General features: G+C 64.8%; 23 protein-coding genes. 12 read left to right on the forward strand and 11 right to left on the reverse strand.

Features of this window, described 5'->3' with window-relative positions; translation table 11 throughout:
* Window positions 1-110: 110 nt before the first annotated feature.
* The 5 genes from PSAL_RS00260 to PSAL_RS00280 all read left to right on the forward strand — a co-directional run bounded on the left by PSAL_RS00260 (window position 111) and on the right by PSAL_RS00280 (window position 3433).
* Entirely contained in the window at window positions 111-452 is a 342-nt protein-coding gene (locus PSAL_RS00260) for a zinc ribbon domain-containing protein YjdM (RefSeq protein ID WP_119839171.1), read from the forward strand.
* A gap of 347 nt (window positions 453-799) precedes the next feature.
* The gene (locus PSAL_RS00265) at window positions 800-1300 is read left to right on the forward strand and encodes a type III secretion system chaperone family protein (protein WP_119839170.1); all 501 of its coding nucleotides are present in this window, start codon (window positions 800-802) and stop codon (window positions 1298-1300) included.
* Window positions 1301-1330: 30 nt separating this feature from the next.
* Entirely contained in the window at window positions 1331-2146 is an 816-nt protein-coding gene (proC, locus tag PSAL_RS00270; protein ID WP_119839169.1) for a pyrroline-5-carboxylate reductase, read from the forward strand.
* Entirely contained in the window at window positions 2139-2480 is a 342-nt protein-coding gene (locus tag PSAL_RS00275; RefSeq protein ID WP_119839168.1) for a tRNA-binding protein, read from the forward strand. The genes proC and PSAL_RS00275 overlap by 8 nt, the downstream gene beginning before the upstream one ends.
* Window positions 2477-3433 carry a 2-hydroxyacid dehydrogenase gene (locus tag PSAL_RS00280; protein WP_119839167.1) on the forward strand — a complete coding sequence of 319 codons (957 nt, stop codon included), beginning with the start codon at window positions 2477-2479 and terminating at the stop codon, window positions 3431-3433. Before PSAL_RS00275 ends, PSAL_RS00280 begins: the two co-directional genes overlap by 4 nt.
* A gap of 72 nt (window positions 3434-3505) precedes the next feature.
* Here PSAL_RS00280 and PSAL_RS00285 read toward each other — a convergent pair whose 3' ends face one another.
* The 4 genes from PSAL_RS00285 to PSAL_RS00300 all read right to left on the reverse strand — a co-directional run bounded on the left by PSAL_RS00285 (window position 3506) and on the right by PSAL_RS00300 (window position 9675).
* Window positions 3506-4093 (reverse strand): thymidine kinase, encoded by a 588-nt coding sequence (locus PSAL_RS00285; protein ID WP_119839166.1) that lies wholly within the window; start codon window positions 4091-4093, stop codon window positions 3506-3508.
* A 109-nt stretch (window positions 4094-4202) separates the two neighbouring features.
* A complete protein-coding gene (locus tag PSAL_RS00290) occupies window positions 4203-4688 on the reverse strand; it encodes a pyridoxamine 5'-phosphate oxidase family protein (RefSeq protein ID WP_119839165.1) in 486 nt (161 codons plus the stop codon).
* A gap of 312 nt (window positions 4689-5000) precedes the next feature.
* A complete protein-coding gene (carB, locus tag PSAL_RS00295) occupies window positions 5001-8270 on the reverse strand; it encodes a carbamoyl-phosphate synthase large subunit (RefSeq protein WP_119839164.1) in 3270 nt (1089 codons plus the stop codon).
* A 166-nt stretch (window positions 8271-8436) separates the two neighbouring features.
* Window positions 8437-9675: an SAM-dependent methyltransferase gene (locus PSAL_RS00300; RefSeq protein ID WP_119839163.1), complete on the reverse strand. Its 1239-nt coding sequence runs from the start codon at window positions 9673-9675 to the stop codon at window positions 8437-8439.
* Window positions 9676-10132: 457 nt separating this feature from the next.
* Between PSAL_RS00300 and aspS the strand changes: the two genes are divergently transcribed.
* From aspS to PSAL_RS00315, 3 genes are read left to right on the forward strand one after another with little or no spacing between them, the layout of a single operon-like run.
* Window positions 10133-12127 carry an aspartate--tRNA ligase gene (aspS, locus tag PSAL_RS00305; protein ID WP_119839162.1) on the forward strand — a complete coding sequence of 665 codons (1995 nt, stop codon included), beginning with the start codon at window positions 10133-10135 and terminating at the stop codon, window positions 12125-12127.
* The gene (locus PSAL_RS00310; RefSeq protein WP_196222781.1) at window positions 12124-12285 is read left to right on the forward strand and encodes a hypothetical protein; all 162 of its coding nucleotides are present in this window, start codon (window positions 12124-12126) and stop codon (window positions 12283-12285) included. The genes aspS and PSAL_RS00310 overlap by 4 nt, the downstream gene beginning before the upstream one ends.
* A gap of 12 nt (window positions 12286-12297) precedes the next feature.
* Window positions 12298-12900, forward strand: coding sequence for a TetR/AcrR family transcriptional regulator (locus tag PSAL_RS00315; protein WP_119839161.1), 603 nt, complete (start codon window positions 12298-12300; stop codon window positions 12898-12900).
* 38 nt (window positions 12901-12938) lie between these two features.
* Here the strand turns inward: PSAL_RS00315 and PSAL_RS00320 are convergent, their stop codons facing one another.
* Entirely contained in the window at window positions 12939-13415 is a 477-nt protein-coding gene (locus PSAL_RS00320; protein ID WP_119839160.1) for a hemerythrin domain-containing protein, read from the reverse strand.
* Window positions 13416-13610: 195 nt separating this feature from the next.
* Here PSAL_RS00320 and PSAL_RS00325 point away from each other — a divergent pair, with 195 nt between their 5' ends.
* Complete coding sequence (locus tag PSAL_RS00325; protein ID WP_119839159.1) at window positions 13611-14327, forward strand: GNAT family N-acetyltransferase; 717 nt, start codon at window positions 13611-13613, stop codon at window positions 14325-14327.
* Window positions 14328-14578: 251 nt separating this feature from the next.
* Here PSAL_RS00325 and PSAL_RS00330 read toward each other — a convergent pair whose 3' ends face one another.
* Both PSAL_RS00330 and trpS read right to left on the reverse strand, forming a co-directional pair.
* Window positions 14579-15085 (reverse strand): VOC family protein, encoded by a 507-nt coding sequence (locus tag PSAL_RS00330; RefSeq protein ID WP_119839158.1) that lies wholly within the window; start codon window positions 15083-15085, stop codon window positions 14579-14581.
* A 149-nt stretch (window positions 15086-15234) separates the two neighbouring features.
* Window positions 15235-16284 (reverse strand): tryptophan--tRNA ligase, encoded by a 1050-nt coding sequence (gene trpS / locus PSAL_RS00335; protein WP_119839200.1) that lies wholly within the window; start codon window positions 16282-16284, stop codon window positions 15235-15237.
* A 132-nt stretch (window positions 16285-16416) separates the two neighbouring features.
* Here trpS and PSAL_RS00340 point away from each other — a divergent pair, with 132 nt between their 5' ends.
* Window positions 16417-17112 (forward strand): rhomboid family intramembrane serine protease, encoded by a 696-nt coding sequence (locus PSAL_RS00340; RefSeq protein WP_231388562.1) that lies wholly within the window; start codon window positions 16417-16419, stop codon window positions 17110-17112.
* A gap of 33 nt (window positions 17113-17145) precedes the next feature.
* Here the strand turns inward: PSAL_RS00340 and PSAL_RS00345 are convergent, their stop codons facing one another.
* The 4 genes from PSAL_RS00345 to PSAL_RS00360 all read right to left on the reverse strand — a co-directional run bounded on the left by PSAL_RS00345 (window position 17146) and on the right by PSAL_RS00360 (window position 24508).
* A complete protein-coding gene (locus tag PSAL_RS00345; protein WP_119839157.1) occupies window positions 17146-18669 on the reverse strand; it encodes a phospholipase D family protein in 1524 nt (507 codons plus the stop codon).
* A 208-nt stretch (window positions 18670-18877) separates the two neighbouring features.
* Window positions 18878-20422 carry a murein biosynthesis integral membrane protein MurJ gene (murJ, locus tag PSAL_RS00350; protein WP_119839156.1) on the reverse strand — a complete coding sequence of 515 codons (1545 nt, stop codon included), beginning with the start codon at window positions 20420-20422 and terminating at the stop codon, window positions 18878-18880.
* Window positions 20419-23178: a [protein-PII] uridylyltransferase gene (locus tag PSAL_RS00355; RefSeq protein ID WP_119839155.1), complete on the reverse strand. Its 2760-nt coding sequence runs from the start codon at window positions 23176-23178 to the stop codon at window positions 20419-20421. Before PSAL_RS00355 ends, murJ begins: the two co-directional genes overlap by 4 nt.
* A gap of 31 nt (window positions 23179-23209) precedes the next feature.
* A complete protein-coding gene (locus tag PSAL_RS00360; RefSeq protein ID WP_119839154.1) occupies window positions 23210-24508 on the reverse strand; it encodes a penicillin-binding protein activator in 1299 nt (432 codons plus the stop codon).
* A gap of 104 nt (window positions 24509-24612) precedes the next feature.
* Between PSAL_RS00360 and rsmI the strand changes: the two genes are divergently transcribed.
* A complete protein-coding gene (gene rsmI, locus PSAL_RS00365; protein WP_119839153.1) occupies window positions 24613-25476 on the forward strand; it encodes a 16S rRNA (cytidine(1402)-2'-O)-methyltransferase in 864 nt (287 codons plus the stop codon).
* Window positions 25473-25871 (forward strand): YraN family protein, encoded by a 399-nt coding sequence (locus tag PSAL_RS00370; RefSeq protein ID WP_119839152.1) that lies wholly within the window; start codon window positions 25473-25475, stop codon window positions 25869-25871. The genes rsmI and PSAL_RS00370 overlap by 4 nt, the downstream gene beginning before the upstream one ends.
* The last annotated feature ends 55 nt before the right edge of the window (window positions 25872-25926 follow it).

A 25926-nucleotide genomic window follows, 5' to 3' on the forward strand; every position in this document is an offset into this window, starting at 1 on the left:
GCAAAGACCCCGGCACCAGGCCTTTGTGGGATGCGGGCCACGCCGGACGGCTTGCGAAGCCGGGTGATTTTGCGCTGGTCAGACCGCCCCCGGCTGCCTATGGAAAAGGAATGAACGACAGCTTGCCCCCATGCCCCCAATGCGCCTCGATCTATGCCTATCAGGTCGATGCGTTGCTGATCTGCCCCGAATGTGGCCATGAATGGTCTGCCGAGGCCGCGCCGGACGACGAGACGGCGGTGCGCGACAGCGTGGGCAATATCCTGGCCGATGGCGATACGGTGACGCTGATCAAGGATCTGAAGCTGAAGGGAACCTCTTCGGTCATCAAGGTCGGCACCAAGGTGCGCGGCATCCGGCTTGTGCCAGGCGATCACGACATTGACTGCAAGATCCCCGGCGTCGGTCCGATCGGGCTGAAATCCCAATTCGTCAAGAAAGTGACCGGCTAGGGCCGACACCCCACCGGCCAAGCGTTGACGACCTGACCGGGCAGCCGGTCGGGTCCTGCCATCCCCCCGATTCCCGCCTTTCTGCCCGCGACGTGGTTTCCGCTGCTTCGCAGGGGTCCCCTGCGCGCGCATGGGGTCCCCTGCTTTGCGGACAGGCAACATCTGGCGGTGTCCCCAGCTATATCCACAAGAAATCGTATTTATCCCCAAGAATTGTCTTTACAGGTCCTCCCCCGCACACCACCATATCTGGTATAGGACACGGGAAATCGCCCTGTCCTTCGAGCAGGCACCTAGCGCTTGGGGCGCTGCCAGCCCCACGCGCTACACAAAAAAGAGGTGGCGCCATGGCCTTGTCCGAATCCTTCATTTCCGAAGATCTGCACCCTATCGACATCGTCGAGACCCTTGCCGAATTCAACGACTGGGATTTCGACCGGATCGGCGACGACCAGATCGCCATGGCGGTCGAAGGGCAGTGGCGGACCTATTCCATCACGCTGGCCTGGTCGGGCTACGACGAGACGCTGCGCATGGTCTGCACCTTCGAGATGGAGCCCCCCGCCGAGACCCTGCCGGGCCTTTACGAACTGCTGAACCTCGTCAATGACCAGCTCTGGGCGGGCAGCTTTACCTACTGGGAAGAACAGAAACTGATGGTCTTCCGCTACGGCCTTGTGCTGTCGGGGGAACAGATGGCCAGCCCGGAACAGATCGACACACTGATCACCGCGGCGGTGACATCCTCGGAACGCTATTACCCCGCCTTCCAGATGAATGTCTGGGGTGGACGCTCGGCGCGGTCGTCGCTGGAGGTCGCCATTGCAGAGGCCTACGGGCGGGCGTAACACTGGCCCCCGAATGACATTGGGGGACTTATGGCACTGGAAAACGTGGCCGCGAAGGGGCTCGTGCTTCTTGGATGCGGCAAGATGGGCAGCGCGATGCTGGAAGGCTGGCTCAAGGGCGGTCTTCCGGCCGGATCGGTCTGGGTCCTTGACCCCAATCCCTCAGATTGGCTGAAGGCGACCGGCGTCCATCTGAACGAAGAGATCACCATTACACCCGCCGTCGCCATCGTCGCGGTGAAACCGCAGATGATGGGCGCCGCCCTGCCTGCGCTGCGCGCGCTTGGCGGGGGCGACACGCTGTTCATCTCCATCGCCGCGGGCACGCCAATCAGCGCCTTCGAAAAGGCCTTTGGCGCGACCAGCCCGATCATCCGCGCCATGCCCAACACGCCTGCCGCCGTCGGCCGGGGTATTTCCGCCATCATCGGCAATGCCCACGTTGGTGAGGCCGGGCTGAACCAGGCCGAGGAATTGCTGTCCGCTGTCGGGCAGGTGGTCCGACTGGAAGGCGAAGAGCAGATGGATGCGGTGACGGCCGTTTCCGGCTCGGGCCCCGCCTATGTCTTTCACCTGATCGAAACGCTGGCCGCCGCCGGTGTCGCCCAGGGCCTGCCCGAGGCGCTGGCGCTGCAACTGGCCCAGGCGACCGTCGCCGGGGCAGGGGCCCTGGCCGAAGGCGCGGCAGAGGACCCCTCGCAGTTGCGGGTCAATGTCACCAGCCCCAATGGCACCACGCAGGCCGCGCTTGAGGTCCTGATGAACGAAGACGACGGGTTTCCCGCCTTGCTGAAACGCGCCGTCGCCGCAGCGGCGGACCGGTCGCGGGAGCTGGCGAATGGCTGAGCCGATTGCCTTTGACGATTTCCTCAGGGTCGATATCCGCGCCGGGCGGGTGATCCGCGCGGAACCCTTTCCCGAGGCCCGCAAACCGGCGATCAAGCTCTGGATCGATTTTGGCCCCGAGATCGGGGAAAAGAAGACCTCGGCCCAGATCACGGCGCATTACACACCCGAATCGCTGATTGGCAGGATGGTCATGGCGGTGGTGAATTTCCCGCCCCGCCAGATCGGACCCTTCATGTCCGAGGTGCTGACGCTCGGCCTGTCCGATGGGGACGGCGGGATTGTGCTGATCGCACCGGATCAGGACGTGGCTGCAGGGGAGCGGATGCATTGAAACGGATCCTGCTCAGCCGCCCGATGCCCCCTGCCACGATCCGCGCCGCCGAGGCGCTTTTCGAGGTCGAGATCCGCAACAGCATCAAGCCGATGACCCCGGCCGAGATCCGGTCGGGTCTGGCTGTCTTCGATGGCATGATGCTGACCCTTGGGGATGTGGTCACCGCCGAAGCCCTGCAGGATTTCGGTCGCCCGCGCTGCAAGATGCTGGCCAATTTCGGCGTCGGCTACAACCATATCGACACCGAGGCCTGCCGCGCCCACGGAGTGACCGTGTCCAACACGCCGGGGGCCGTGACCGATGCCACGGCGGATGTCGCCCTGACGCTGATCCTGATGACCTGCCGCCGGGCCGGCGAGGCAGAGCGCCTTGTGCGGTCGGGCAAATGGGAGGGCTGGCACCCGACGCAGATGCTGGGCACCCACGTCTCGGGGCGCAAGCTGGGTGTGATCGGCATGGGCCGGATCGGGCAGGCCGTGGCGCAGCGCTGCCATTTCGGTTTCGGCATGGAGGTCGGCTATTTCAACCGCTCGGCCAAGGATCTGGCGCTGCCTGCGCAACGTTTCGACAGCCTGACGGATATGGCCGGTTGGGCGGATGTGCTGGTGGTCGCGGTGCCGGCCAGCGACGAGACCCATCACCTTGTCGATGCGGCGGTTCTGGGCGCGATGCAGCCCCATGGGGTGCTGGTCAATATCGCGCGCGGGGATATCGTCGAAGAAGCCGCCCTGATCGCGGCGCTGCAATCGGGGCAGATCGGCGGCGTTGGTCTGGATGTCTATGAATTCGAACCCAAGGTCCCCGCGGCGCTGATCGCGCAGGAAAACGCGGTGCTGTTGCCGCATCTCGGGACCGCCGCGCTGGATATCCGCGAGGATATGGGCGCCATGGCGGTCGAAAACCTGCGCGCCCATTTCGCCGGGGAAGCGGTTCCCAACCAGGTGAACTGAGTTTTTGTCGGGCCGATCTTCGGATTGGCCCGGCTGCGGATTGGCCCGACTGCGGATTGGCCCGGCTGCGCTTCAGGTCGGGCCGTCGCCCATTTCCTCGCGCCAGTGGCGGCGGCATAGCGAGACGTAGGTTTCGTTCCCGCCGATCTGGATCTGGTTGCCTTCGCGCTGGGCCGTGCCACCGGAATCGCGGCGCACCACCATGGTGGCCTTGCGCCCGCAGTGACAGATGGTGCGCACTTCGCGCATCTCGTCAGCCAGCGCCAGCAGGGCCGAGGAGCCCTCGAACAACGCGCCCCGGAAATCCACCCGCAGCCCGTAGCACATGATCGGCACACCCAGATCATCCACCGCGCGGGCCAGCTGCCAGACCTGGGCGCGGGTCAGGAACTGGGCCTCGTCCAGAAAGATGCAGGCACAGGGGCCGGTCTCCAGCCGGGCGTGGATCTTGGCGAAAAGGTCGTCGGTCTCATCGAAGGTATCCGCCGCGACGCCGATGCCGATGCGGCTGGCGATGCGCCCCTCGCCGGCGCGATTGTCGAAACGCGCGGTCAGCAGATAGGTCTGCATGCCCCGTTCGATGTAATTGTGCGAGGCCTGCAAGAGAACGGTGCTCTTGCCGGCGTTCATGGTGGAGTAATGAAAATAGAGCTTGGCCATGGGGCGTGAAATACCCGCGGCGGGCCGGGCGGGCAAGTCGGGGACGGGGGCTTTCAAGACAAAGGGGGCGCCCGCAAGCGCCCCCGTCAACTGGTCGAGCTTATCCGCCTCAGAAGGTCAGATGTTCATGCGATCCAAGGTCCGGGGTCGCGTCGGTTGTCACGGATTTGGCCATTTCATAAAGGAACTTGGCCCCACCATCGGTGAACCAGATCTCGGCATTTGCGGGGCGCAACCCGATCAGGCGCACATCGGGGTCCTCGCGGCCTTCTTCGAACCAGGCTGCGGCGACACGGCTCCAGATCTCGTCCAGCTTGGCGGGATCATTGACCTCGGACAGGGTGCCGCTGACATGGGCGTAGATCTTGGCATCCCGTTCGGCCACCAGGAAATGGCTGTCGCGCTTTTCCATCGCCGCCTTATGGGCGGTGGTGCCCTTCGAGGTGATGAACCAGAGCATCCCCGCCTCGGGGTCGACCTGGTGGCTCATGGGGACGAAATCATGGGCCTCGGTCAGCAGCATCCCGGCGGTGACGTCTTCCATCCGTTTCCAGAAGGTCTCGGCGGTTTCGGTGCGGGTCTGATGGTCTTTCATGTCACGATCTCCTTCGCGTTTCGCGGTGGGTCTGGTGACATAACGTGGGGCTGGCGTCCCGGTTCCTGTGCCCCTGCTCCTGCGCGGTACGGGGCCGGCCTCTATCCGCCGGGGCGGGGGCGTAGGACTGATGCGCCAAAGAAGGCGGCAGGCAGATGTGAAACCGCCGCCCCGGATGTCTTCGGCGCGGCGGTGGGGGTCAGATCAGCGGGACAAGCGGCACATTGCAGCCCGCCAGAAGCGCAAGTGTACCCAGCAGGGTGAGGCGGATCGCGAGACGGTTCATCATGGGAAAACCCCTTTGCGCGCTGCTCAGCTTACCTGCAGCGCTTCGACTTCAAGTTCGCCCTCTTCGCGCGCCTGAATGGCGCGGACCGCGGCCATGGCCCCGGCGGCTGTCGTATAATAGGGGATCTTGTCGTAAAGCGCGATGTTGCGGATCGCCCGGCTGTCATTGACGGACTGTGCGCCCTCGGTCGTGTTCAGAACCAAGGCAATGGCATCGTCCTTGAGTTGATCGACGATGTTCGGGCGCCCTTCATAGACCTTGTTGACCCGCGTGCAGCCCAGACCGGCGGCGTCGAGCCAGGCGGCCGTGCCCTTGGTCGCCGCGATCTCGAAGCCGAGGCCCAGCAGGGTGCGGGCGGCATCCAGCATCGCGTCATGCTTGTCCTCGTCACGAATCGACAGGAAGACGCGGCCCTCGCGCGGCAGTTCCGTTCCGGCGCCCAACTGGGCCTTCAGGAAGGCGCGGGCAAAGCTCTTGTCATAGCCCATGACTTCGCCGGTCGAGCGCATTTCCGGGCCAAGGATGGTGTCCACGCCGGGGAAGCGGGCGAAGGGCAGCACGGCTTCCTTCACCGCGTAGCCTTCGATCTGCGGATCGACCAGGTCGAAGGCGGTCAGCTTTTCGCCTGCCATGATCCGTGCCGCGATGGAGGCGATGGGGCTGAGCACAGCCTTGGCGACGAAGGGCACCGTGCGGCTGGCGCGCGGGTTGACCTCGATCAGGTAGATGTCGTCACCCTTGACGGCGAACTGCACGTTCATCAGGCCGACGACGCCCAGTTCCAGCGCCAGGGCGCGGGTCTGGCGTTTCAACTCGGCGATGATCTCGGGGGACAGCGAGTAGGGCGGCAGAGAACAGGCCGAGTCGCCCGAGTGCACGCCGGCTTCCTCGATGTGCTCCATGATGCCTGCGACATGCACGTCCTCGCCGTCGCAAAGGGCGTCGACGTCGACTTCGGTCGCGCCGGCCAGGTAGTTGTCGAGCAGCACGGGACTGTCCCCCGAAACCACGACGGCTTCGCGGATGTAGCGCCGCAACCCGTCCATCTCGCGCACGATTTCCATGGCGCGGCCACCCAGCACGTAGGACGGGCGGATCACCAGCGGGAAGCCGATTTCCTCGGCGATCTCCAGCGCTTCGGCGTCGCTGTGGGCGATGCCGTTGTGCGGCTGCTTCAGGCCGAGGCGGTTGACCAGGTCCTGGAACCGCTCGCGGTCCTCGGCCAGGTCGATGGCGTCGGGCGTGGTGCCAAGGATCGGGATCCCGGCCTCCTGCAGCGCGTTCGCCAGCTTCAGCGGGGTCTGCCCGCCGAACTGCACGATGACGCCGTGCAGGGTGCCGTTGGACAGCTCGACCCGCAGGATCTCCATCACGTGTTCGAAGGTCAGCGGCTCGAAGTACAGGCGGTCGCTGGTGTCGTAGTCGGTCGACACGGTCTCGGGGTTGCAGTTGACCATGATGGTTTCATAACCGACGTCGGTCAGCGCGAAACAGGCGTGGCAGCAGCAGTAGTCGAATTCGATCCCCTGGCCGATCCGGTTGGGGCCACCGCCGAGTATCACGACCTTCTTGCGGTCGGAGGGCCGTGCTTCGCATTCCACTTCGCCCATCATCGGGGCTTCGTAGGTGGAATACATGTAGGGAGTCTGGGCTTCGAATTCCGCCGCGCAGGTGTCGATGCGCTTGAAGACGGCCGTGACGCCCAGGTTGTGCCGCGCCCGGCGCACCTGGTCTTCATCGCGCGCCGACAGGGTGGCCAGGCGGGCGTCCGAGAAGCCCATCATCTTGACGCGGCGCAGGCCCTCTTCGCTGACCGGCAGGCCGGAGGTGCGGATTTCGGCTTCGGCATCGACGATCTCGCGGATGCGGGACAGGAACCATGGGTCGAAGCTGGTCGCGCCCTGGATCTGCAGGTCCGACAGCCCGTGGCGCATGGCCTGGGCGATGACGCGGATGCGGTCCGGGGTCTGCTGCGACAGGGCCTTGATGACCGAGGCTTCGTCCGGCGCGCCGGGGATCTCGATTTCGTCGAGGCCGGTCAGACCGGTTTCCATCGAGGCCAGCGCCTTTTGCAGGCTTTCGTGGAAGGTCCGGCCGATCGCCATGACTTCGCCCACGGATTTCATCGCGGTGGTGAGCTCGGGCTTGGAGCCGGGGAATTTCTCGAAGGCAAAGCGCGGGATCTTGGTGACGACATAGTCGATGGTCGGCTCGAAACTGGCGGGCGTCACCTTGGTGATGTCGTTGTCGAGCTCGTCGAGCGTGTAGCCCACGGCGAGCTTGGCGGCGATCTTGGCGATGGGGAAGCCGGTCGCCTTGGAAGCCAGCGCCGAGGAGCGCGACACCCGCGGGTTCATCTCGATCACGACCATGCGGCCGTCTTCGGGGTTCACCGCCCATTGCACGTTGGACCCGCCGGTTTCGACGCCGATTTCACGCAGCACGGCAATCGAGGCCGCGCGCATCGCCTGGTATTCCTTGTCGGTCAGGGTCAGGGCAGGGGCCACGGTGATCGAGTCGCCGGTGTGCACGCCCATCGGGTCGACGTTTTCGATCGCGCAGACGATGATCGCGTTGTCCGCCTTGTCGCGGACGACTTCCATCTCGAATTCCTTCCAGCCCAGAAGGGATTCGTCGACCAGGATCTGCGCCATCGGCGAGGCTTCCATGCCCGAGCGGCAGTAGTATTCGTAATCGTCGCGGTTGTAGGCGACGCCACCGCCGGTGCCGCCAAGGGTGAAGGCGGGGCGGATGATGGCGGGCAGGCCGATGTCGTCCAGCGCGGCCATGGCATCGGCCAGACCGGCGTTGATGTCGAAGCGCCCGTCGGCCTTCTTCGGCGCGGTGACGATGGTCGCCTTGGGGTTTTCCAGACCGATGCGGTCCATCGCTTCGCGGAACAGCTTGCGGTCCTCGGCCATCTCGATGGCCTGACGGTTGGCGCCGATCAGCTCGACGCCGAATTTCTCAAGCACGCCAAGGTCATCCAGCGCGAGGCTGGTGTTCAGCCCGGTCTGCCCGCCCATGGTGGGCAGCAGCGCGTCGGGGCGTTCCTTTTCGATGATCTTGGCGACGATCTCGGGGGTGATGGGCTCGATATAGGTCGCGTCGGCCATGTTCGGATCGGTCATGATCGTCGCGGGGTTCGAGTTCACCAGGATGACCCGGTAGCCTTCCTCGCGCAGGGCCTTGCAGGCCTGGGCGCCGGAATAGTCGAACTCGCAGGCCTGTCCGATCACGATGGGGCCTGCTCCGATGATCATGATGGATTTGATATCGGTTCTTTTGGGCATGGCAGGACCTCTTCGCGGGACAGCACGCGACGGTCATCTGACCTCGCGCAAATTGTCGCGGTTATATCCATGCGGCGCTGGGGTTCAACCCCCATTGGCGTTCAGGATGCCGGGGGCGGACCTGGGGCCCCACAGGTGCCGGACCGGGGCTGCGGAGGCGCCGCCGCTACTGCGCGGCGGTCGCCTGGGCCGCGTCTTCTGCGGCGGGGTTGTACAGGTAGTCGCGGGTCAGCGGGACGGCCTTCTGGTCGCGGGCCAGCTGGAACTGGAACACCACCTGGTCGTTCAGCCGGAAGGTCAGCTCGCTGGCGATCAGGTAGAGCCGCCACATCCGAACGAAACGCGCGTCGTACAGCGCCTCGGCCTTGTCGGCGTTCGCCATGAAGCGGTCGTACCAGGCCTTCAGGGTCTCGGCATAATGCAGGCGCCAGACCTCGACATCCGTGGTGACGAGGCGTTCCTTTTCCACCGCCGACATGGCTTCGGACATGGCGGGCACATAGCCGCCGGGGAAGATGTACTTGGTAATGAAGGCGGCGGTGGTCGTGGGCGGGTCGCTGCGCCCGATTGTATGGATCAGCGCGATGCCGTCGGGTTTCAGGCATTGCTTCACATGATGGAAGTATTCCCGGTAATGCGGCACGCCCACATGTTCGAACATCCCGACCGAGACCACACGGTCGAAGGTTTCGGTGACATGACGGTAATCCTGCAGGCGGAAGTCGACGCGATCCTCCAGCCCGGCCTGCCGGGCGCGTTCGACCGCAATGGCGTGCTGTTCCTTCGACAGGGTCACGCCGACCACCCGCGCCCCGTAATCGCGCGCCAGCGTCAGACCCATGCCGCCCCAGCCGCAACCGATGTCCAGCACGGTCATCCCCGGCTCGATCAGCAACTTGTCCGCGATATGCGCTTTCTTGGCCGCCTGCGCCTGTTCAAGGGTCATCCCGTCACGGGGGAAATAGGCGCAGGAATATTGCCGGTCCGCATCGAGGAACAGATCGTAGAGCGCCCCGGACAGGTCATAATGCCGGGCCACGTTTTCCTGTGCCTTGCCGACCGGGTTGAATTGCGCCAGCCGCCGCAACGCAAGGCGCAGCCCCTGCACCGGCTTCTGCCACCATGCGGGATCCTTGCCGCGCAGGTTCAGGATGCCCAGGCTGATCAACCCGTAGAGGTCATCGTCTTCGATGGTCAGGCGCGCGTCCATGTAGGCTTCGCAGACCGCCAGTTCGAGATCCCAGATCAGCTTGCGCGGTAACGTCGGATCATGCAGCGTGATCGCCACCTCGGGCGCCCCGGGTCCGGGGCCGAAGGTCCTGTGGCTGCCATCCGCATAGGTCACGCGCAGACGACCTTTCGTGATGGCGCGTTCAAGAAATTTGCTGAGCAGGCTTTCCCACATCGTCGTTCTCCCCACCCCGGGATCTTGTTCATCAAGCGAGGACAGGGGGCAGCGGATGCATGCGTCAGTCAGGATCCGCCATTCCCCGAACTTTCGCGTCTGGACAGAATGCCAGCACCGGACGGAAAGTAAATTGCACTGGTGCAGAGAAGGCTGTGCTTCACCGCACTTTTGGCGCTTTTGCGGTCAGGTTTCGTTGAATTTGCAGGCAATTTTTCGGTCACGCCGGTCAGATGGCGGTCTGGGGCGTGTCGAGGCCCCCGCGTGAATGTGCCCCGAACGCTCGCGACAGCGCCGCCGGCGGGGCCGCGCGGTAGCCTGTCGGACCCACAGGCGGGTGCCAGGACGGGTGTGCGCCGGACAAGCCGCGGCCCCGCTTCCCTTGACTTTCGCGCACCTCCATGTGATCCGGCGCAGGTTCACGCACCTGTCCGATCTCCAGAGGAAACGAAGTACCATGCACCAGTATCGCAGCCATTCCTGCGCAGGCCTGACCAAGGCCGATGTCGGCGACACTGTTCGCCTTTCCGGCTGGGTACATCGGGTCCGCGATCACGGCGGCATCCTGTTCATCGACCTGCGCGACCACTACGGCACAACGCAGGTCCTGTGCGACCCCGACAGCCCGGTCTTCGCCGAGGTCGAGAAGGTGCGCTCCGAATGGTGCATCCGCATCGACGGCACCGTGAAGGCCCGCGACCCCGAGCTGGTGAACGCCAAGCTGCCGACCGGCGAAATCGAGGTCTTCGTGCGCGACATCGAGGTGCTGGGCGCGTCGAAGGAACTGCCGCTGATGGTCTTCGGCGATCAGGAATACCCCGAGGAAACCCGCCTGCGCTATCGCTACCTCGATCTGCGCCGCGAGCAGATGCAGAAGAACATGATCCTGCGTTCCGACGTCGTCAGCTCGATCCGCAAGCGGATGTGGGACCTCAGCTTCAAGGAATTCCAGACGCCGATCATCACGGCCTCCAGCCCCGAAGGCGCGCGCGACTTCCTCGTGCCGTCGCGCCTGCACCCGGGCAAGTTCTATGCCCTGCCGCAGGCCCCGCAGCAGTTCAAGCAGCTGCTGATGGTCTCGGGCTTCGACAAGTATTTCCAGATCGCGCCCTGCTTCCGCGACGAGGACCCGCGCGCCGACCGTTCGCCCACCGATTTCTACCAGCTCGACATGGAGATGTCCTTCGTCACCCAGCAGGACATCTTCGACACGATCAGCCCGGTCATCGGCGGCATCTTCGAGGAATTCGGCGGCGGCAAGTCCGTCGACGCGCCGGCAAGCTGGCCGCAGATCTCCTACAAGGACGCGGCGCTGAAGTACGGTTCCGACAAGCCCGACCTGCGCAACCCGATCGAGATGCAGGTCGTGTCCGAGCATTTCGCCGGCTCCGGTTTTGCCATCTTCGCCAAGCTGCTGGAACAGGACGGTACCGAGATCCGCGCCATCCCCGCGCCCAAGGGCGGTAGCCGCAAGTTCTGCGACCGCATGAACGCCTTTGCCCAGAAGGAAGGTCTGCCCGGCATGGGCTACATCTTCTGGCGCGAGCGGCAGGAGCCGAATTCAACCGCTAGGGAGTTGAAGAAATGGATCGGCAACCGGATGGTGGATGAGGTCAAGCTGCAGGAAATCAAGGAAGCTGTGGTAAAAAATGGGTTCGAAGAGGCCGTTGAGGTAATCGAGCAGATCGCAGCGTTGATCCGCGACGGTGACCCACTGGATATCAAGATCGCGGAGGCCAAGCAGCGGCTTTATTATCCCGGTGCTGGAGAATTGGAAGCCGCCGGTCCCTTGGCCAAGAACATCGGCCCCGAGCGGACCGAGGCGATCCGCCAGCAGCTGGGTCTTGGTGTCGGCGACGCGGCCTTCTTCCTGGGCGGCAAGCCCAAGCAGTTCGAAGCCGTCGCGGGCCGTGCCCGCAACGTCATCGGCGAGGAACTGGGCCTGACCGATCAGAACCGCTTCGCCTTTGCCTGGATCGTCGATTTCCCGATCTACGAAAAGGACGAGGAAACCGGCAAGCTGGACTTCGAGCACAACCCCTTCTCCATGCCGCAGGGCGGGATGGAGGCGCTGCAAGGCGATCCGCTGGACGTGCGCGGCTACCAGTATGACCTGGCGTGCAACGGCTATGAACTTGTCAGCGGCGCGATCCGGAACCACAAGCCCGAGATCATGTTCAAGGCTTTCGAAATCGCCGGTTACGGCAAGGACGAAGTCACCAAGCGCTTTGGTGGCATGGTCAACGCCTTCCAGTACGGCGCCCCGCCGCACGGTGGCTGCGCGGCCGGTATCGACCGGATCGTCATGCTGCTGGCCGAGGAACAGAACATCCGCGAAGTGATCCTGTTCCCGATGAACCAGCGTGCCGAGGACCTGATGATGTCGGCGCCGTCCGAGCCGCTGTCCGAGCAACTGATGGAACTGCATCTGCGGGTCATCCCGCAGGAGTGATCCTGACGATTTTCGCGATTGAAACGCCCGGACCGCAAGGCTCGGGCGTTTTGCTTTGGGAAGGTCGTGCCTGCAAGCAAGGCGCGGTGGCATTGAATACGACCGTTTGCCGGGCGAGCATGGGCAGGCACAATGCTCTTGGCTGGCTGCGGATTTGAAAGGGACAATACATGGGACGGTTGGGGCGACCCTTGGCCATGGAGGCCGAGGAACGGCGCGAAAAGATCTTTGCCGTCGCCGAGGCGCTGTTCTGCGCCCATGGCTATCGCGCGGTCTCCATGGCGCAGATCGCTGCGGCGGCGGGCATGTCGAAACGCACGATCTATGGCGCCTTCATGTCGAAAGAGGACCTGCTGAACGGGTTGATCGCCTCGTCCCTTGTCTGGGATGACAGCGTCGAAAGCCTGCCTGCCGATCCCGTCGACCGCCTGCGCCTGCAGGTCCGGCGGGTGACCCGGCGCGTCTTGTCAGAGCGTCACATCAACCTTTGTCGTCTGGCGATTTCGGAAAGCATGGACAAGGAAACCCTGGCGCATAGCTTTCTGGAACATGGCATCCTTCGCAGCCGCCGCGCGGTGATCGAAACGCTGTCGCAGGTCGACCCAGCCCGCTGTCGGGTCGACCTGCCCGCTGAAACAATGGCCAGCATGTTGTTCGGGGCGGGCAGTGCAGTCAGCCTAGTAACGGCACTGATGGGCGGGCCGATGCCGGATCTCGACCATCAGGTCGCACTGGCCGAGGCCGTGGTCACGGCGCTGTTCCTGCCTGCCTGACCTGCGCCGACCTCTTTGGTGCGTGCAGGCCGAGCAGCTCAGTCTTCCAGCGCGTCGGCGCGCTTTTCCTCGATGATCCCGGCTTCCTTGTCCTTGCGGGCCAGGAACTTGTCGCCATAGGCGTCGTTTTCCTCGGCCCCGATCACTTCCTTGGCGCGGGCAAAGATGTCTTCTTCTTCTTCGTCCATGTGGTGTTCGTAATCGTGCTTCAGCACCCGGAACCGTTGCAGCCATGCGGGCGAGCTCATATCGGTGTCGCGCAATTCCTCGAGGATCTCGTCCATCTCGGCATGTTCCTGCACCGAATGGCGGGCGGCGTCCTGTCCCCAGGTCTTGCTCATCAGCTTGGAATAAAAGGTCTCTTCCTCGGCGGCCGCGTGGCTTTTCACATCGTGATAGAATGCATCCCAGGCCTCGCGACGCTCGGCGCTGTCGCCTTCGGTCCCGTCGATCTTGCCCAGAAGGGCGCGGTGGCGGTCGTGGTCCTGCTTGATGGCGTCATAGATCGAAGGCATGGGACATTCCTTTCCTGCTGTCTCGGCCGGTGCTGTGGCCTTGCTGGCTGTGCTGCCTAAACGCATCGGGGGGCTGCGGGTTCCCCACTGGACCCATGGGGTGCGCGGCTCTGGCCTTTGCGGAGGCGGGGTGGGGGCCGCTATACGGGTGTTCGGGCCCACCGTCGGCGCCCCTCCTGTTGCGAAGGAAAGATCATGACCACTTCCCGCCCCATCGGACCTGTCGTCCCGGGTTGGCGCCCGGCAATGGTGCCGCCTTCCGACCTTGTCCTGACCGGCAGGCTGATCCGTCTCGTGCCGCTGCGCGCCGACCGTCATGCGGCGGCCCTGCATGGGGCCTATGGCGGCGCGGGCTGGATCTGGGATTACATGCCGGTCGGCCCCTTCGCGACAGAGGCGGAGTACGCCGCCTGGGTCAGGTCCACGGAAACCGACCCCGCGACGGTCTTTTTCGCGATTGAATCTCTGGCGGACGGGGCCCCGGTGGGGGTGGCGAGCTATCTCAACATCGCGCCCGCCAACGGGTCGGTCGAGGTCGGCAACATCGCCTTCGCCCCGGTCCTGCAGGGCCGCCCCGAAGCGACCGAGGCCATGGTGCTGATGATGCGATGGGCCTTTTCCAACGGCTATCGGCGATATGAATGGAAATGCAATGCGCTGAACCTGCCGTCCCGGCGGGCGGCGCAACGGCTGGGTTTCAGCTTCGAAGGGGTCTTTCGTCAGCACATGGTGGTGAAGGGGCGCAATCGCGACACGGCCTGGCTGGCGATCACGGATGCGCAATGGCCTGGGCTGTCGCAACGGTTCGACGCCTGGCTGGCACCGGAGAATTTCGACGGGTCAGGGCGTCAGATCACCCGGCTAAGCGTGCTGACCTCGCCGCTGCGGGTCGCCTCCGACCCCGCGCTCTGACACCCTTGCCCACTGTGGCCGCCTGGGGTGGGCCGCCGAAAGGAAAACCCCCCGGTTCTGAGACCGGGGGGGAATTGGTGCTGAAAAGGGCTTGGGGGGAGTAATTTCCGCGCCGGTTCCGCCTTGGGGAAGTCAGTTCCGACGGCCTTCGGGGAAAACTCTAGGCCGGGTTTGAATCGCGCATGTGACCGGGGCGAAACGACTTCGTGACAAGTCCGGTTTCTGACCCGGCAGGCGGGATCCTGCACGGGTCAGGTGGTCAGCGGCGCCTCGGCCAGCAGGGCCTTCAGGTCCAACGGCGCATTGTACATCGCCAGCGACCCGTCGGGCTGGCGCGGCCAGTCCTTCATCGGGCGGTCGCGGTAAAGCTCGATCGCATTGCCATCCGGGTCGGTGAGGTAGAGCGCCTCGCTGACCCCGTGATCCGAGGCCCCGTCAAGGGCAATGTCCGCCTCGTTCAGACGGCGCAGGGCATCGGCCAGAGCGGCCCGGGTCGGGTAGAGGATGGCGGCATGGTACAGCCCGGTACAGCCCGCCGGGGCTGCGCAGCCATCGCGCGATTCCCAGGTGTTGAGGCCGATATGGTGATGATAGCCACCAGCGGACAGGAAGGCCGCCTGTTTGCCGAATTCGGCCTGAAGCTCGAACCCCAGGACGCCGACGTAGAAATCCAGCGCCCGGTCGATATCGGCGACCTTGAGATGGATGTGACCGATCGAGGTCTCGGGATGGATTGGGATACTTGGGCGCAGGGTCATTGCGGTTTCCTCCGGGTTACCTCCCCAGATAGGTTCCCCGGTTCCTGCCTGAAAGGTCAGGCTGCGCAGAGTGGCTGTGCAATCATGCTATGGCCGTCCCGTCGGGGACGGCCATCCGAAGCGGATCACCGCCCCCTTTATCAGTGCTGTCAGCTCTGGATCATGCCGACGATTTCGTAGGCGTCCTTCAGGACCGGCGCGGCGATGGCGCGGGCCTTTTCGGCGCCCTTTCCGATGATCGCGTCGATCTCGTCCGGGACCTGCATCAGCCGCGCCATCTCGGTCGAGATCGGCGACAATTTGGCCACGGCCAGGTCCGACAGCATCGGTTTGAACTCCGAGAACTGCTTGCCGCCGACATCGGCCAGCACCTGGTCGATGCTCTGATCCGACAGGGCCGCGAAGATGTTCACCAGGTTGCGCGCCTCGGGACGGTCATCGAGCCCCTTGGGTTCGCAGGGCAGGGCATCGGCATCGGTGCGGGCCTTGCGGATCTTGTTCGCGATTGTATCGGCGTCGTCGGTCATGTTGATCCGCGCCATGTCCGAGGGGTCGGATTTCGACATCTTCTTGCTGCCGTCCCGCAGCGACATGACACGGGTCGCCGCCCCTTCGATCACCGGTTCGGTCATCGGAAAGAAGTTCACCCCGTAGTCGTGGTTGAACTTGGCGGCGATGTCGCGGGTCAGTTCGACATGCTGTTTCTGATCCTCGCCCACCGGCACATGGGTGGTCTGATAGATCAGGATGTCGGCGGCCATCAGCGCGGGATAGGCAAACAGCCCCAGCGAGGCATTCTGCTGGTTCTTGCCCGCCTTGTCCTTCCACTGGGTCATCCGCTGCATCCAGCCCACGCGGGCGACGCAGTTGAAGATCCAGGCAAGCTGGGCATGTTCTGGCACCTGGCTCTGATTGAACAGGATCGACTTGGCCGGGTCGAGGCCCGAGGCGATATAGCCGGCGGCCAGTTCGCGGGTCTGGCGACGCAGGGCGTCCGGGTCCTGCCAGACGGTGATCGCATGCAGGTCGACCATGCAGAAGATCGTCTCGAAGCCTTCCTTCAGGCCCCGGTCCTGCCAGTCCACGAAGCGGCGCATAGCCCCAAGGTAATTGCCTAGGGTAAGCCCGCCCGAAGGTTGGATTCCGGAAAAGGCACGGGGTGTGAAAGCCGCCTGGGTCGCTTCGGTCGCGTCGGTCATCATTCCCTCCTCGGGACGGGTCTCTGGCAATTCGCTACGCGCTGGATTACCCATGGCCCGAAGGGGCGTCAACCGCCCCGGCAGGCGTGATACAGGCGTTGCACGCGGTTGTTGCAACAGAAAGGCCCCCGAATGCAGGACCCCAACATGACACGCCCCGAAGGGCCGGTGAATGCCGTGCCGCCGGTGATCGTGGTGATCTTCATCGCCATCATCGGGATCGAGGGGATCTTTTCCCTGGCCAATGCCGGCCTTGTCGGCGGACCGCAATCGGTCGGCTGGCGGCTGGCTGCATTGCAGGACTACGGGTTCTTCCCCGCCTATCTCGATTTCATGCTCCAGACGGGGCAATTTCCCCTGGATGGGCTGATGCGCTTTGTCACCTACCCCTTTGTCAACGGTGCCTTCACCCAGGCCGTGATCGCCGGTGTCATGCTGCTGGCCCTCGGCAAGTTCGTCGGAGAGGCGATGCGTCCGGTCGGTCTGGCGGTCCTGTTCTTTGCCAGTTCCATCGTCGGAGCCCTGGTCTTTGGCCTGATCGCCCCGCCGCAGCAGGCCCTTTTCGGAGCCTTCCCGGCGGTTTACGGTTTTATCGGCGCCTATAGCTACATGTTGTGGATCTTCTACCGCGTCGCCGGGGAACGCCAGATTGCGGCCTTCCGGCTGATCGGGCTGCTGATGGGTATCCAGCTGCTGTTCGCGATCTTCTTTGACGTCGGCCTGACCTGGGTGGCCGAGCTGGTAGGCTTTGCGGCCGGTTTCGCGCTGGCCCCGCTATTGCTGCCTGGCGGCCTGGCGCGGCTGCGGGCAAAGCTTCAGCGGCGCTAGGCCCGGCCGGTCCGCCTAACCGATCGGGCCGGCTCAGAACATCTCGGCCGGCAGGATCGGGACCGGGCGGGCAAAGCGTCGGTTGCGGGCCTCGGGCCAGGGCAGGATATAGGCCTCGCGGTCCTCGGGGTCGCGCGCGGCTTCTTCCTCTGCAATCCGGGTCCAGTCGGCGGCGCGGGTCGGGTCCATGCCCTTTTCCCGGCCACGAAGCCAGTTCGACATCAGCTTCTGACGCATCGCCTGCACGTCGCGTTCACCGTGAAACTGCAGCGATGCCTCGGTGTCCCACCGCATCGAGCGTCCGTTGAGGTTGGCCGACCCGACGATGCCGATATGGTCATCGACCAGCGTCACCTTCGAATGCAGATAGACGATGCCGGCCGAATGCAGCGGCATCGGCGTATGTTCCGGCGCACGGCGGGGCTGCGCCGGGGCGACCACCGCAAGGCGGTCCCCGAAGGCGCGGCGCAGCACCGTCAGGCAGGATAGCTGCAGCGCCTGGGCGTGGCGCACATCCATGCCGTCATGGCCATCGAAGATCACCCGCTCGGGTTCGGTCGGCAGGACCAGGATGACCTGAAGGCGGGGCGCGGATGCGGCCATGCTGGCAAGCGACCGGGCCAGCGGCAGGTGGCGAAAGAACTGGGTCTCGATATAGATCAGCCGCCCGGCGCTTTCGAAAGCCGCGATATGGGCGTCTTCGTGTTCCGTGACCTCAGGGACGGGGCCGATGCGCCAGCGTCCCTTGGCCGCATGGGACTGCGTGCGCAGCAGGCGGGGGCCGGTGGCGATGCGGCGTTGCTTGTCCAGCGCGCGGGTCTCGGCCACGGGGCTGGGCTCTGCGCCGAAGCTCACGGCATCTGCCGCGATCGAGCGATCCCAGCATTCCGCGAAATGGCGCCGCAGGTCGGGTACGGCCAGACCCGAGACCTTGATGCTGACGTCGTGCCAGGTCTCTTCGGGGCGGCGCGAATGGTCTTCGTCATCCCAGCGGCGTTCGTTGACATCGATGCCGCCGATCACGGCGGTCCGTCCATCGGCAATGGCGAATTTCTGGTGCATCGTCGCCGGGCGCAGGGTGATCTCGCCCTTCAGGGCGCGCTGTTGCAGGGGCGTCAGCTGTTCAGGGGCATAACGTTTCAGCGCCTCGATCCGTTCGTGGATCTTGTTGGCGAAGACCCGTTTCCAGACCGGGGCAGAGGCGGCCTCGTGGGGCGCGCAAAGGATCTCGGTCCCGGCGGGCTGGCGTTGCGCGAACTGCCGGGCGCAGCGCCAGGCATCCTGGTGCAGTTCTGCGGTGAACAGGGGATCGAAATCCGCGATCAGCAGCCGCACCTTGACCCCGCGCGAGGCGACATGCGCAATCAGTTCGGCCCAGTTGCTAAGCTCCAGTTCGGCCGCTTCGTCGCTGCGCAACCGGGTCAGCGGGTCGAGGATGCGGAAGGACATCAGCAGTTCCTCCCGCGCATTCAGACAAAGCCGTTCCAGCGCCGGGAACATCTCGGCAGCCGTGACAAGCGGTTCGGTCCGGGCGTGATGCGTCCTGTCCGATGGCATAAAACTGGTCCTGACCCCGTAATCGGTTTCATTGTGAGTGGCGGCGCCGCATGGTGTTGCGCGCATTGATCCCTGCCAGCCAACGCGCTGCCGGGGAAAGGGTTGCACGCTGTCCCGGCTTTCTTCGGCCTGCCCGGTCCCCTCGGGGCGCTGTCAGTGACTTTCGACCCATCGCGCGGGGCCTGCCGCGCGGCAGGCCCCCCGGATGTCATCGGCCGCGTTTCACGGCCTGGCGAAAGTCCTTCAGCGTGAAGGCCCCGACCAGCGTTCCGGCCAGGAAATACGTCAGGCAGCCCCATGCGATCAGCAAGGCCAGCGTCGGGTAGCGAATGTAGTCCGCATGCAGCCAGGCGTCCAGCCATTGCGCGGCAGGCCACAGGGCTGCCCCCATGATGAGCGCGGCCAGCAGGATGCGCCAGACCCGGGCGCTGAACCGGCTGTCGAACCGGGCGATGTCGCCCATGGACCGGGCGCCGAGCAGTAGCTGCACCACCATGATCCAGCCCGCGACCGTGGTTGCCAGGGCAGCGGCGATCCAGCCGATCACCGGGGCAAGGCCGATGGCGAAGGCGGCATTTGCGATCATCGCAACGACCGCATAATTGAACGGGCGCCGGGTATCTTCGCGGGCGAAGAACAGCGGTTGCAGCACCTTTTGCAGCACGAAGGCAGGCAGGCCGAGGCCATAGACCGCGACGGCCAGGGCGATGGCGCGGCTGTCTTCGGGCCGGGCGGCGCCACGTTCAAACAGGACCGAGACCAGCGGCAGTGGGATCACCATCAGCGCCACGGCACAGGGCAGGGTCAGCGCCAGCGCCAGTTCAGCCGCCCGCGACAAGGCATTGCGCGACCCTGCGTCGTCGCCCGCCTTCAGGCGTCGCGACAGATCCGGCAGCAGCACGATGCCGATGGCGATTCCCACCACGCCAAGCGGCAACTGATAGAGGCGGTCGGCGGTGAACAACCAGCCCACGGCGCGGTCGAAATAGCTGGCGACCTGCTGGCCGACCAGCAGGTTCACCTGTACCACGCCCCCCGCAAGGGCGGCGGGAATGGCGATGCGCACCAGGCGCTTCATGTCCGGGCTCCAGCGTGGGCGCAGCAGGCGCACCGGGAAACCGGCCTTGTGCGCCGCATGCCAGAGCAGGGCGAATTGCGCCACGCCGGCAATCGGCACCGTCCAGATCAGCGCCTTGCCATAGGCCCAGCCAAGGGCATCGGCCCCCAGCAGCATGGCGATGAACAGCAGGTTCAGCAGCACCGGCGCGGCGGCGGCGGCGGCAAAGCGCCCGGCCGCGTTCAGCACGCCCGACAGCAAGGCCGCCAGCGAGATGAACAGGATATAGGGAAAGGCGATGCGCCCGAAATGCACCGACAGGGCGAATTGTTCCTGCCCCTTGAACCCGGAGGCCAGGCCAAGGATCAGCCAGGGCATCGCGGCCATGGCGATCAGCGTCAGCAGGATCAGCACCGCCGCCAGACCGGAAAAGGCCTGGTTCATGAAATCCCTGGCATCTTCGTCCGCTTCCAGTTTCTTGGAAAACAGCGGCACGAAGGCCATGTTGAACGCCCCTTCGGCAAAGAACCTGCGGAACATGTTGGGCAGGCGGAAGGCGACGATGAAGGCTTCGTAGACCGGGCCGGTGCCCAGGGCGGCAAGGATGATGATATCCCGCGCCAGCCCAAGCACCCGGCTGAGCAGGGTCCAGAAACCAACCGTGAAGACCCCGGAGGCCAGACGGATGGGCGTCAAGATCTGGCCCTTTCCTGGCCGGCGTCGATGGCCGCGCGCAGCTTGGCGTCCAGCGCCTTCTGCTTGGCCTCGGAATATAGCTTCAGCCCGAACATGTCCTTGACATAGAAGGTATCCACCACCTGTTCGCCATAGGTGGCGATCACGGCGCTGGACAGCTGCACATGGGCGGCGGCCAGGGTGCGGGTCAGGTCATGCAGCAGGCCGGGACGGTCGCGGGTATCGACCTCGATGATGGTAAAGATCTCGGATCCCTCGTTGTCGAAGGCGACCGAGGTGCTGACCCGGAAGGCGCGTTCGCGTTTCTTGAGCTTGTCGCGGTCGTGCATGGCTTCGCGGGCGACCACTTCGCCTTTCAGGGTCTTGTTGATCATCTGCGTCAGCCGCGCCAGGCGCGAGGGTTCGTAGGGATGGCCATCCGCATCCTGGATCCAGAAGGCCGCCGTGGCATAGCCGTCCTTGGTGGTATAGGTGCGCGCATCCACGACATTGGCCCCGACCAGCGCCAACGCGCCGGACAGGCGGGCGAAGATGCCGGGATGATCGGACATGGCAAAGAGGGCGCGGGTGGCATCGCGGTCCTCGTCCTCGTGCAGGTCGATGCGGATTTCGTCCACCGGCAAGTCGCGCAGCATGCCTGCGAACAGCACGTGGGTGGTCACATGCAGCCCCTGCCAGTAGGTCGGGTAGTGGCGTCGCATCTCGCGGTCGAGATCGGCGCGGGTCCAGCCGGTGAGTTCCTTGCGCAGGTTGGATTTCGCCTCGCGCCCGCGATGGGTGCGGTTGAGATCCTCGAGCCCGTTTTCCATGCCGCGCCGGGTCTGACGATAAAGCGCGCGCAGCAGCGCGGCCTTCCAGTTGTTCCAGGTGCCGGGGCCGACGCCGCGAATATCGCAGACCGTCAGTACGGTCAGCAGGTCCAGCCGTTCGCGGGTCCGCACGGCCTTGGCGAAATCGCGCACCGTGCGGGGGTCGGCAATGTCGCGTTTCTGCGCCATGTCCGACATCAGCAGGTGATAGCGCACCAGCCATTCGACGGTCTCGCATTCCTCGGGGGTCAGGCCCAGCCGGGGGGCGACCTTGCGGGCGATCTTGGCGCCCAGGACGGAATGGTCCTCTTCCCGGCCCTTGCCGATATCATGCAGCAGCAGGGCGACGTACAGCACCCGGCGGTTCACGCCTTCCTTCAGGATGGTCGAGGCGACGGGAAGCTCTTCTTCCAGGTCGCCATGTTCGATCATCGCCAGGTTGCGGATGCACTGGATCGTATGTTCGTCGACCGTGTAGTGGTGATACATGTTGAACTGCATCATCGCCACGATGGGTTCGAATTCGGGGATGAAGGCGGCCAGCAGGCCCAATTCGTTCATCCGCCGCAGGGCGCGTTCGGGGTTGCCATGCTTCAGCAGCATCCCGAGAAAGATCTTGGCGGCCTGGGGGGCTTCGCGGGTCTTGTCGTCGATCAGGCCCAGGTTGCCGTGAATTTCCCGCATTGCGTCGGGGTGTACCAGCATGCCGATGCGCAGCGCCTCGTCAAAGATCTTCAGCATGTTGATCGGCTGGGCAAAGAATTCGGCCGCGTCGGCGATATCGAGGCGGTTGTTCACCACGCGGTACAGGCTGCCGGTCTTGGGCTTGCGCCGGATGCCGAGCGCGATGTTCGGCACGCTTTTGATATGGGCGGTTTCCATCTGGCTCAGGAAGATGCGGGTCAGTTCGCCCACGACGGTTGCATGGCGGAAGTAGGCCTGCATGAAGACCTCGACCGCGCGTTGCCCGGCCCGGTCCACATAGCCCATGCGATCGGCGACCTGAACCTGCATGTCGAAGGTCAGTTGGTCCATCGGACGGTCGGCCAGCAGGTGCAGGTGGCAGCGCACGGCCCAGAGGAATTCCTCGGCTTTTTCAAAGCGGCGGTATTCGTCGGGCCCGAAAACGCCAAGGCGCACCAGTTCGGACACCGACTGGACCCCATGCACGTATTTCCCGATCCAGTAGAGCGATTGCAGGTCGCGCAGCCCGCCCTTGCCCTCTTTCACATTGGGTTCGACGACATAGCGCTGACCGCCCTGCTTGCGGTGGCGTTCAAACCTTTCCTTCAGCTTGGCTTCGATGAATTCGCCCTCTGTGCCCTTGAACAGGTCCGACCAGAGCCGGGTGTTCAGTTCCTCCGCCATGGTCTCGGTGCCGGCAAGAAAACGGTTTTCCATCAGGGCGGTACGGATGGTGTAGTCTTCGGCGCCCAGCTTCAGGCATTCCTTGATGGTGCGGCTGGAATGGCCGACCTTCAGGTGCAGGTCCCAGAGCAGGTAGAGCATGTTCTCGATCAGCGCTTCCAGCGCGGCAGAGATCTTGCCCTTGGCCAGGAACAGCAGGTCGACATCGGAAAAGGGTGCCATTTCGCCACGGCCATAGCCGCCCACGGCGCAGACCGCGAAATCGCCAAGGGCGCGGCGCTTGTCGGTCGGCATCTGGGCGCGCGCCACGTCGAGCACGGCCAGCAGCAGTTCATCGGTCAGATAGGTATAGGCGCGGGTGGTGCGCCGGGCCTCGAAGGGCAGGGCCCGGAAGGCCTCGGCGATCTTGTCGGCACCCTCTTCACGGGCGGCCGCCAGCCGGGCGACGATGCGGGCGCGGATTTCGGTATCGGTGCCGGTCTTGCCGGCTTCGGCGATATCGCGTTCCAGCTGGGCCGGGTCGAGAATGTCGGCTGCCGGGCAGATCAGATCTCCCGGCAGCTTGAAGGCATGGGTCATGTCGGATCCCGTGGAAAATGGCGGCTCTGGGTCAGAACCCGAACCCACCGAAGCTGCTCGGGGCCGGGTCGATCACGACCACCTGATGGTTCTGAACGGTGGCAATGGCAAGGCCGCGTTCGTTGGACCCGTCGGCCAGCAGGCGGAAGATCCCCCCGGCGCCCTGGAAACCGGCACCCTGCGTCAGCGAACTTGCGCCAAGGGCATCGCTGCGCCCGGAACTGATCAGCGCGCCGATGGCGGCGATGCCGTCAAAGCCAAGCTGCCCGATGGGGTGGGGGGCGTTGCCGTAGGCGGCCTGGTAGCGGGACTGGAACTGGGCCGCGACATTCGGATCGGGCATGGCGAACCAGCCACCCTGAACACCCGGCAGGTCTAGGGTCTGTGCCGGCACGTCCCAGCGGGTCAGGCCGATATATTGCAGCGACGCCGGGTCCAGCCCCTGTTCGGGCATCAGCTGTGTCAGGATCGGCAAGGCGCCGGCGGCATTGGCCGTCAGAAAGACCGCATCGGCCCGTCCCGCCCCGGCCGCGCCACTGATGGCGGGCAGGGCGTCGATCACGCCCTGCTGCGAGAATTCGTAAGGCACGCTGGCGGTGATGGTCGCCCCGGCCTGGGCCGCTGCGTTGGAGATTGCGGCGGCCCCGGCCTGGCCCTCGGCCGTGTTGCCGTAGACGGTCACGATTCGCTGGCGCCCCTGCCGGGTGGCGTATTGCGTCAGCCGGTTCGCCGTGTTGCGGAAGGTCGGGCCGAGGATAAAGACATTGCCCCCCGCGATGTCGGAGTTGTTCGAGAAGGCCAGCACGTTGATGCCATGGCTTTTCGCAACATGGCCGGCGGCATTGGCATTGGCGGCATAGACCGGGCCAAGGATGATCTTGGCGCCCGCGCTGATCGCCTGCTCCGTCACGCTGGTCGTGGTGGCGACATCGCCGGCAGTGTCATAGACCCGCAGGTCGATCTGCACGCCGTTCAGTTGCGACATGGCCAGACGCGCGGAGTTTTCCAGGCTCGCCGCCAGGATCGCATCGCCCGAAGACCCCGATCCCTTGGGCACGAGCAGTGCCACCGGAACCGGCGCGCTTGCGTTGATCGAGGGGCCACCGCCGCCGCCGCCGCCGAAGCCGCCGGGGGTGCAGGCGGCCAGCAGGGCTGCCGCCGGCAAGCCCACGAGCAGGCCGCGCCGCGCCGCGAATCGTCCGGTTCCGGTGCGCTTCGCCGGATGTTCCGAAACGCCCCCCGAAATGCCATCCGGATCCTCGGCCCGTGGACCGGATACAGAGACGGCCTGGGTCAGAGCCTTGCGGGCAGCACTCAAAAGAGCGAACATAGGGGATCTCCTCGTCACGATCTGCGGCTGCGCCCTTCCGGGGTGAGCCTCGGCAGGTTGTTGTTACGTCGGAATAATAAACCTATCGTGCAGAGGGTCCAGCAATGAATGCCGAAAGCGTCAAACTGGCGGCGGGTCTTTACCTTGTCGCGGTCCCGATCGGGACGGCACGGGACATCACGTTGCGGGCGCTCGACGTGCTTGCCAGCGCGGATGTGCTGGCGGCCGAGGACACCAGATCGCTGCGCCGCCTGATGGATATCCATGGCATCCCGGTCGGGGATCGCCCGCTGCTGGCCTATCACGATCACAATGGCGACCGGGTGCGCCCGCGCCTGATGCAGGCCGTGGCCGAGGGGCGGTCCGTCGCCTATGCATCAGAGGCTGGCACGCCGCTGATCGCCGATCCCGGTTATGACCTCGCGCGTGAAATGCGCGGTGCGGGCCATGCGATCACCTCGGCCCCCGGCGCATCGGCGGTGATCACCGCGCTGACCCTCGGCGGGCTGCCGACCGACCGTTTTCTCTTTGCGGGTTTCCTGCCCAATGCCTCCGGCGCGCGGCGCTCGGGCCTGCTGGAGTTGCGCGACATCCAGGCGACGCTGGTCTTTTACGAATCCCCCAACCGGATCGCGGCCACGCTGGAGGCCGCCGCGGATATCCTGGGCAAGGATCGCCCCGCGGCCATCTGCCGCGAACTGACCAAGAAATTCGAAGAGATCCGGCGCGGCAGCCTTGCCGACCTGGCCGAAAGCTGCCGCGAAGACCCGCCACGGGGCGAAATCGTGTTGCTGATCGGTCGCGGAACTTCAGAGAATATTAGTGACAGCGATCTAACGTCCCGCCTCAGACAGGCCCTGGAAGGGCAGACCGTCCGGGACGCCGCCGATCAGCTTGCCGCCGAATTCGGACTGCCCCGGCGCAAGGTCTACCAGATGGCGCTGAAGCTTGAGAAAGGTGACGAATGACCAATGTGACCGCCTTGCCGATCCATCCGTCCAAAAGCCGGAAGGGCCGCATCGCCTATAGTCGGGGGCTGGCGGCTGAATTTTCGGTGGAACGGCATTACAACGCCCTTGGCTGCACCACCTCGGCCAAACGTTGGCGCGGTGCCGGGGCGGAAATCGATCTGATCTTTCGCGAAGGTGATCGCCTGGTCTTTGTCGAGGTGAAGGCAGGGCCTACCTTCGACGCCGCTGCACAGCGCGTCGCCTGGCCGCAGATCCACCGCATCATGCGCGCCGCCGAAGCCTATGCCGGCAAGGAAATGTCCGGCGAGATGCCGGAAATGCGCATCGATGTCGCCCTGGTCGATGTGACCGGCGCTGTCGAGGTGCTGGAAAATGTGAGCATGGCCGCTTGAGCGCCGTCTTGCACCTTGCCTCCGGATGGGTCATCACCTTCGGGTGACGTCTTTT

The sequence above is a fragment of the Pseudooceanicola algae genome (assembly GCF_003590145.2).
Taxonomy (GTDB): Bacteria; Pseudomonadota; Alphaproteobacteria; order Rhodobacterales; family Rhodobacteraceae; genus Pseudooceanicola; species Pseudooceanicola algae.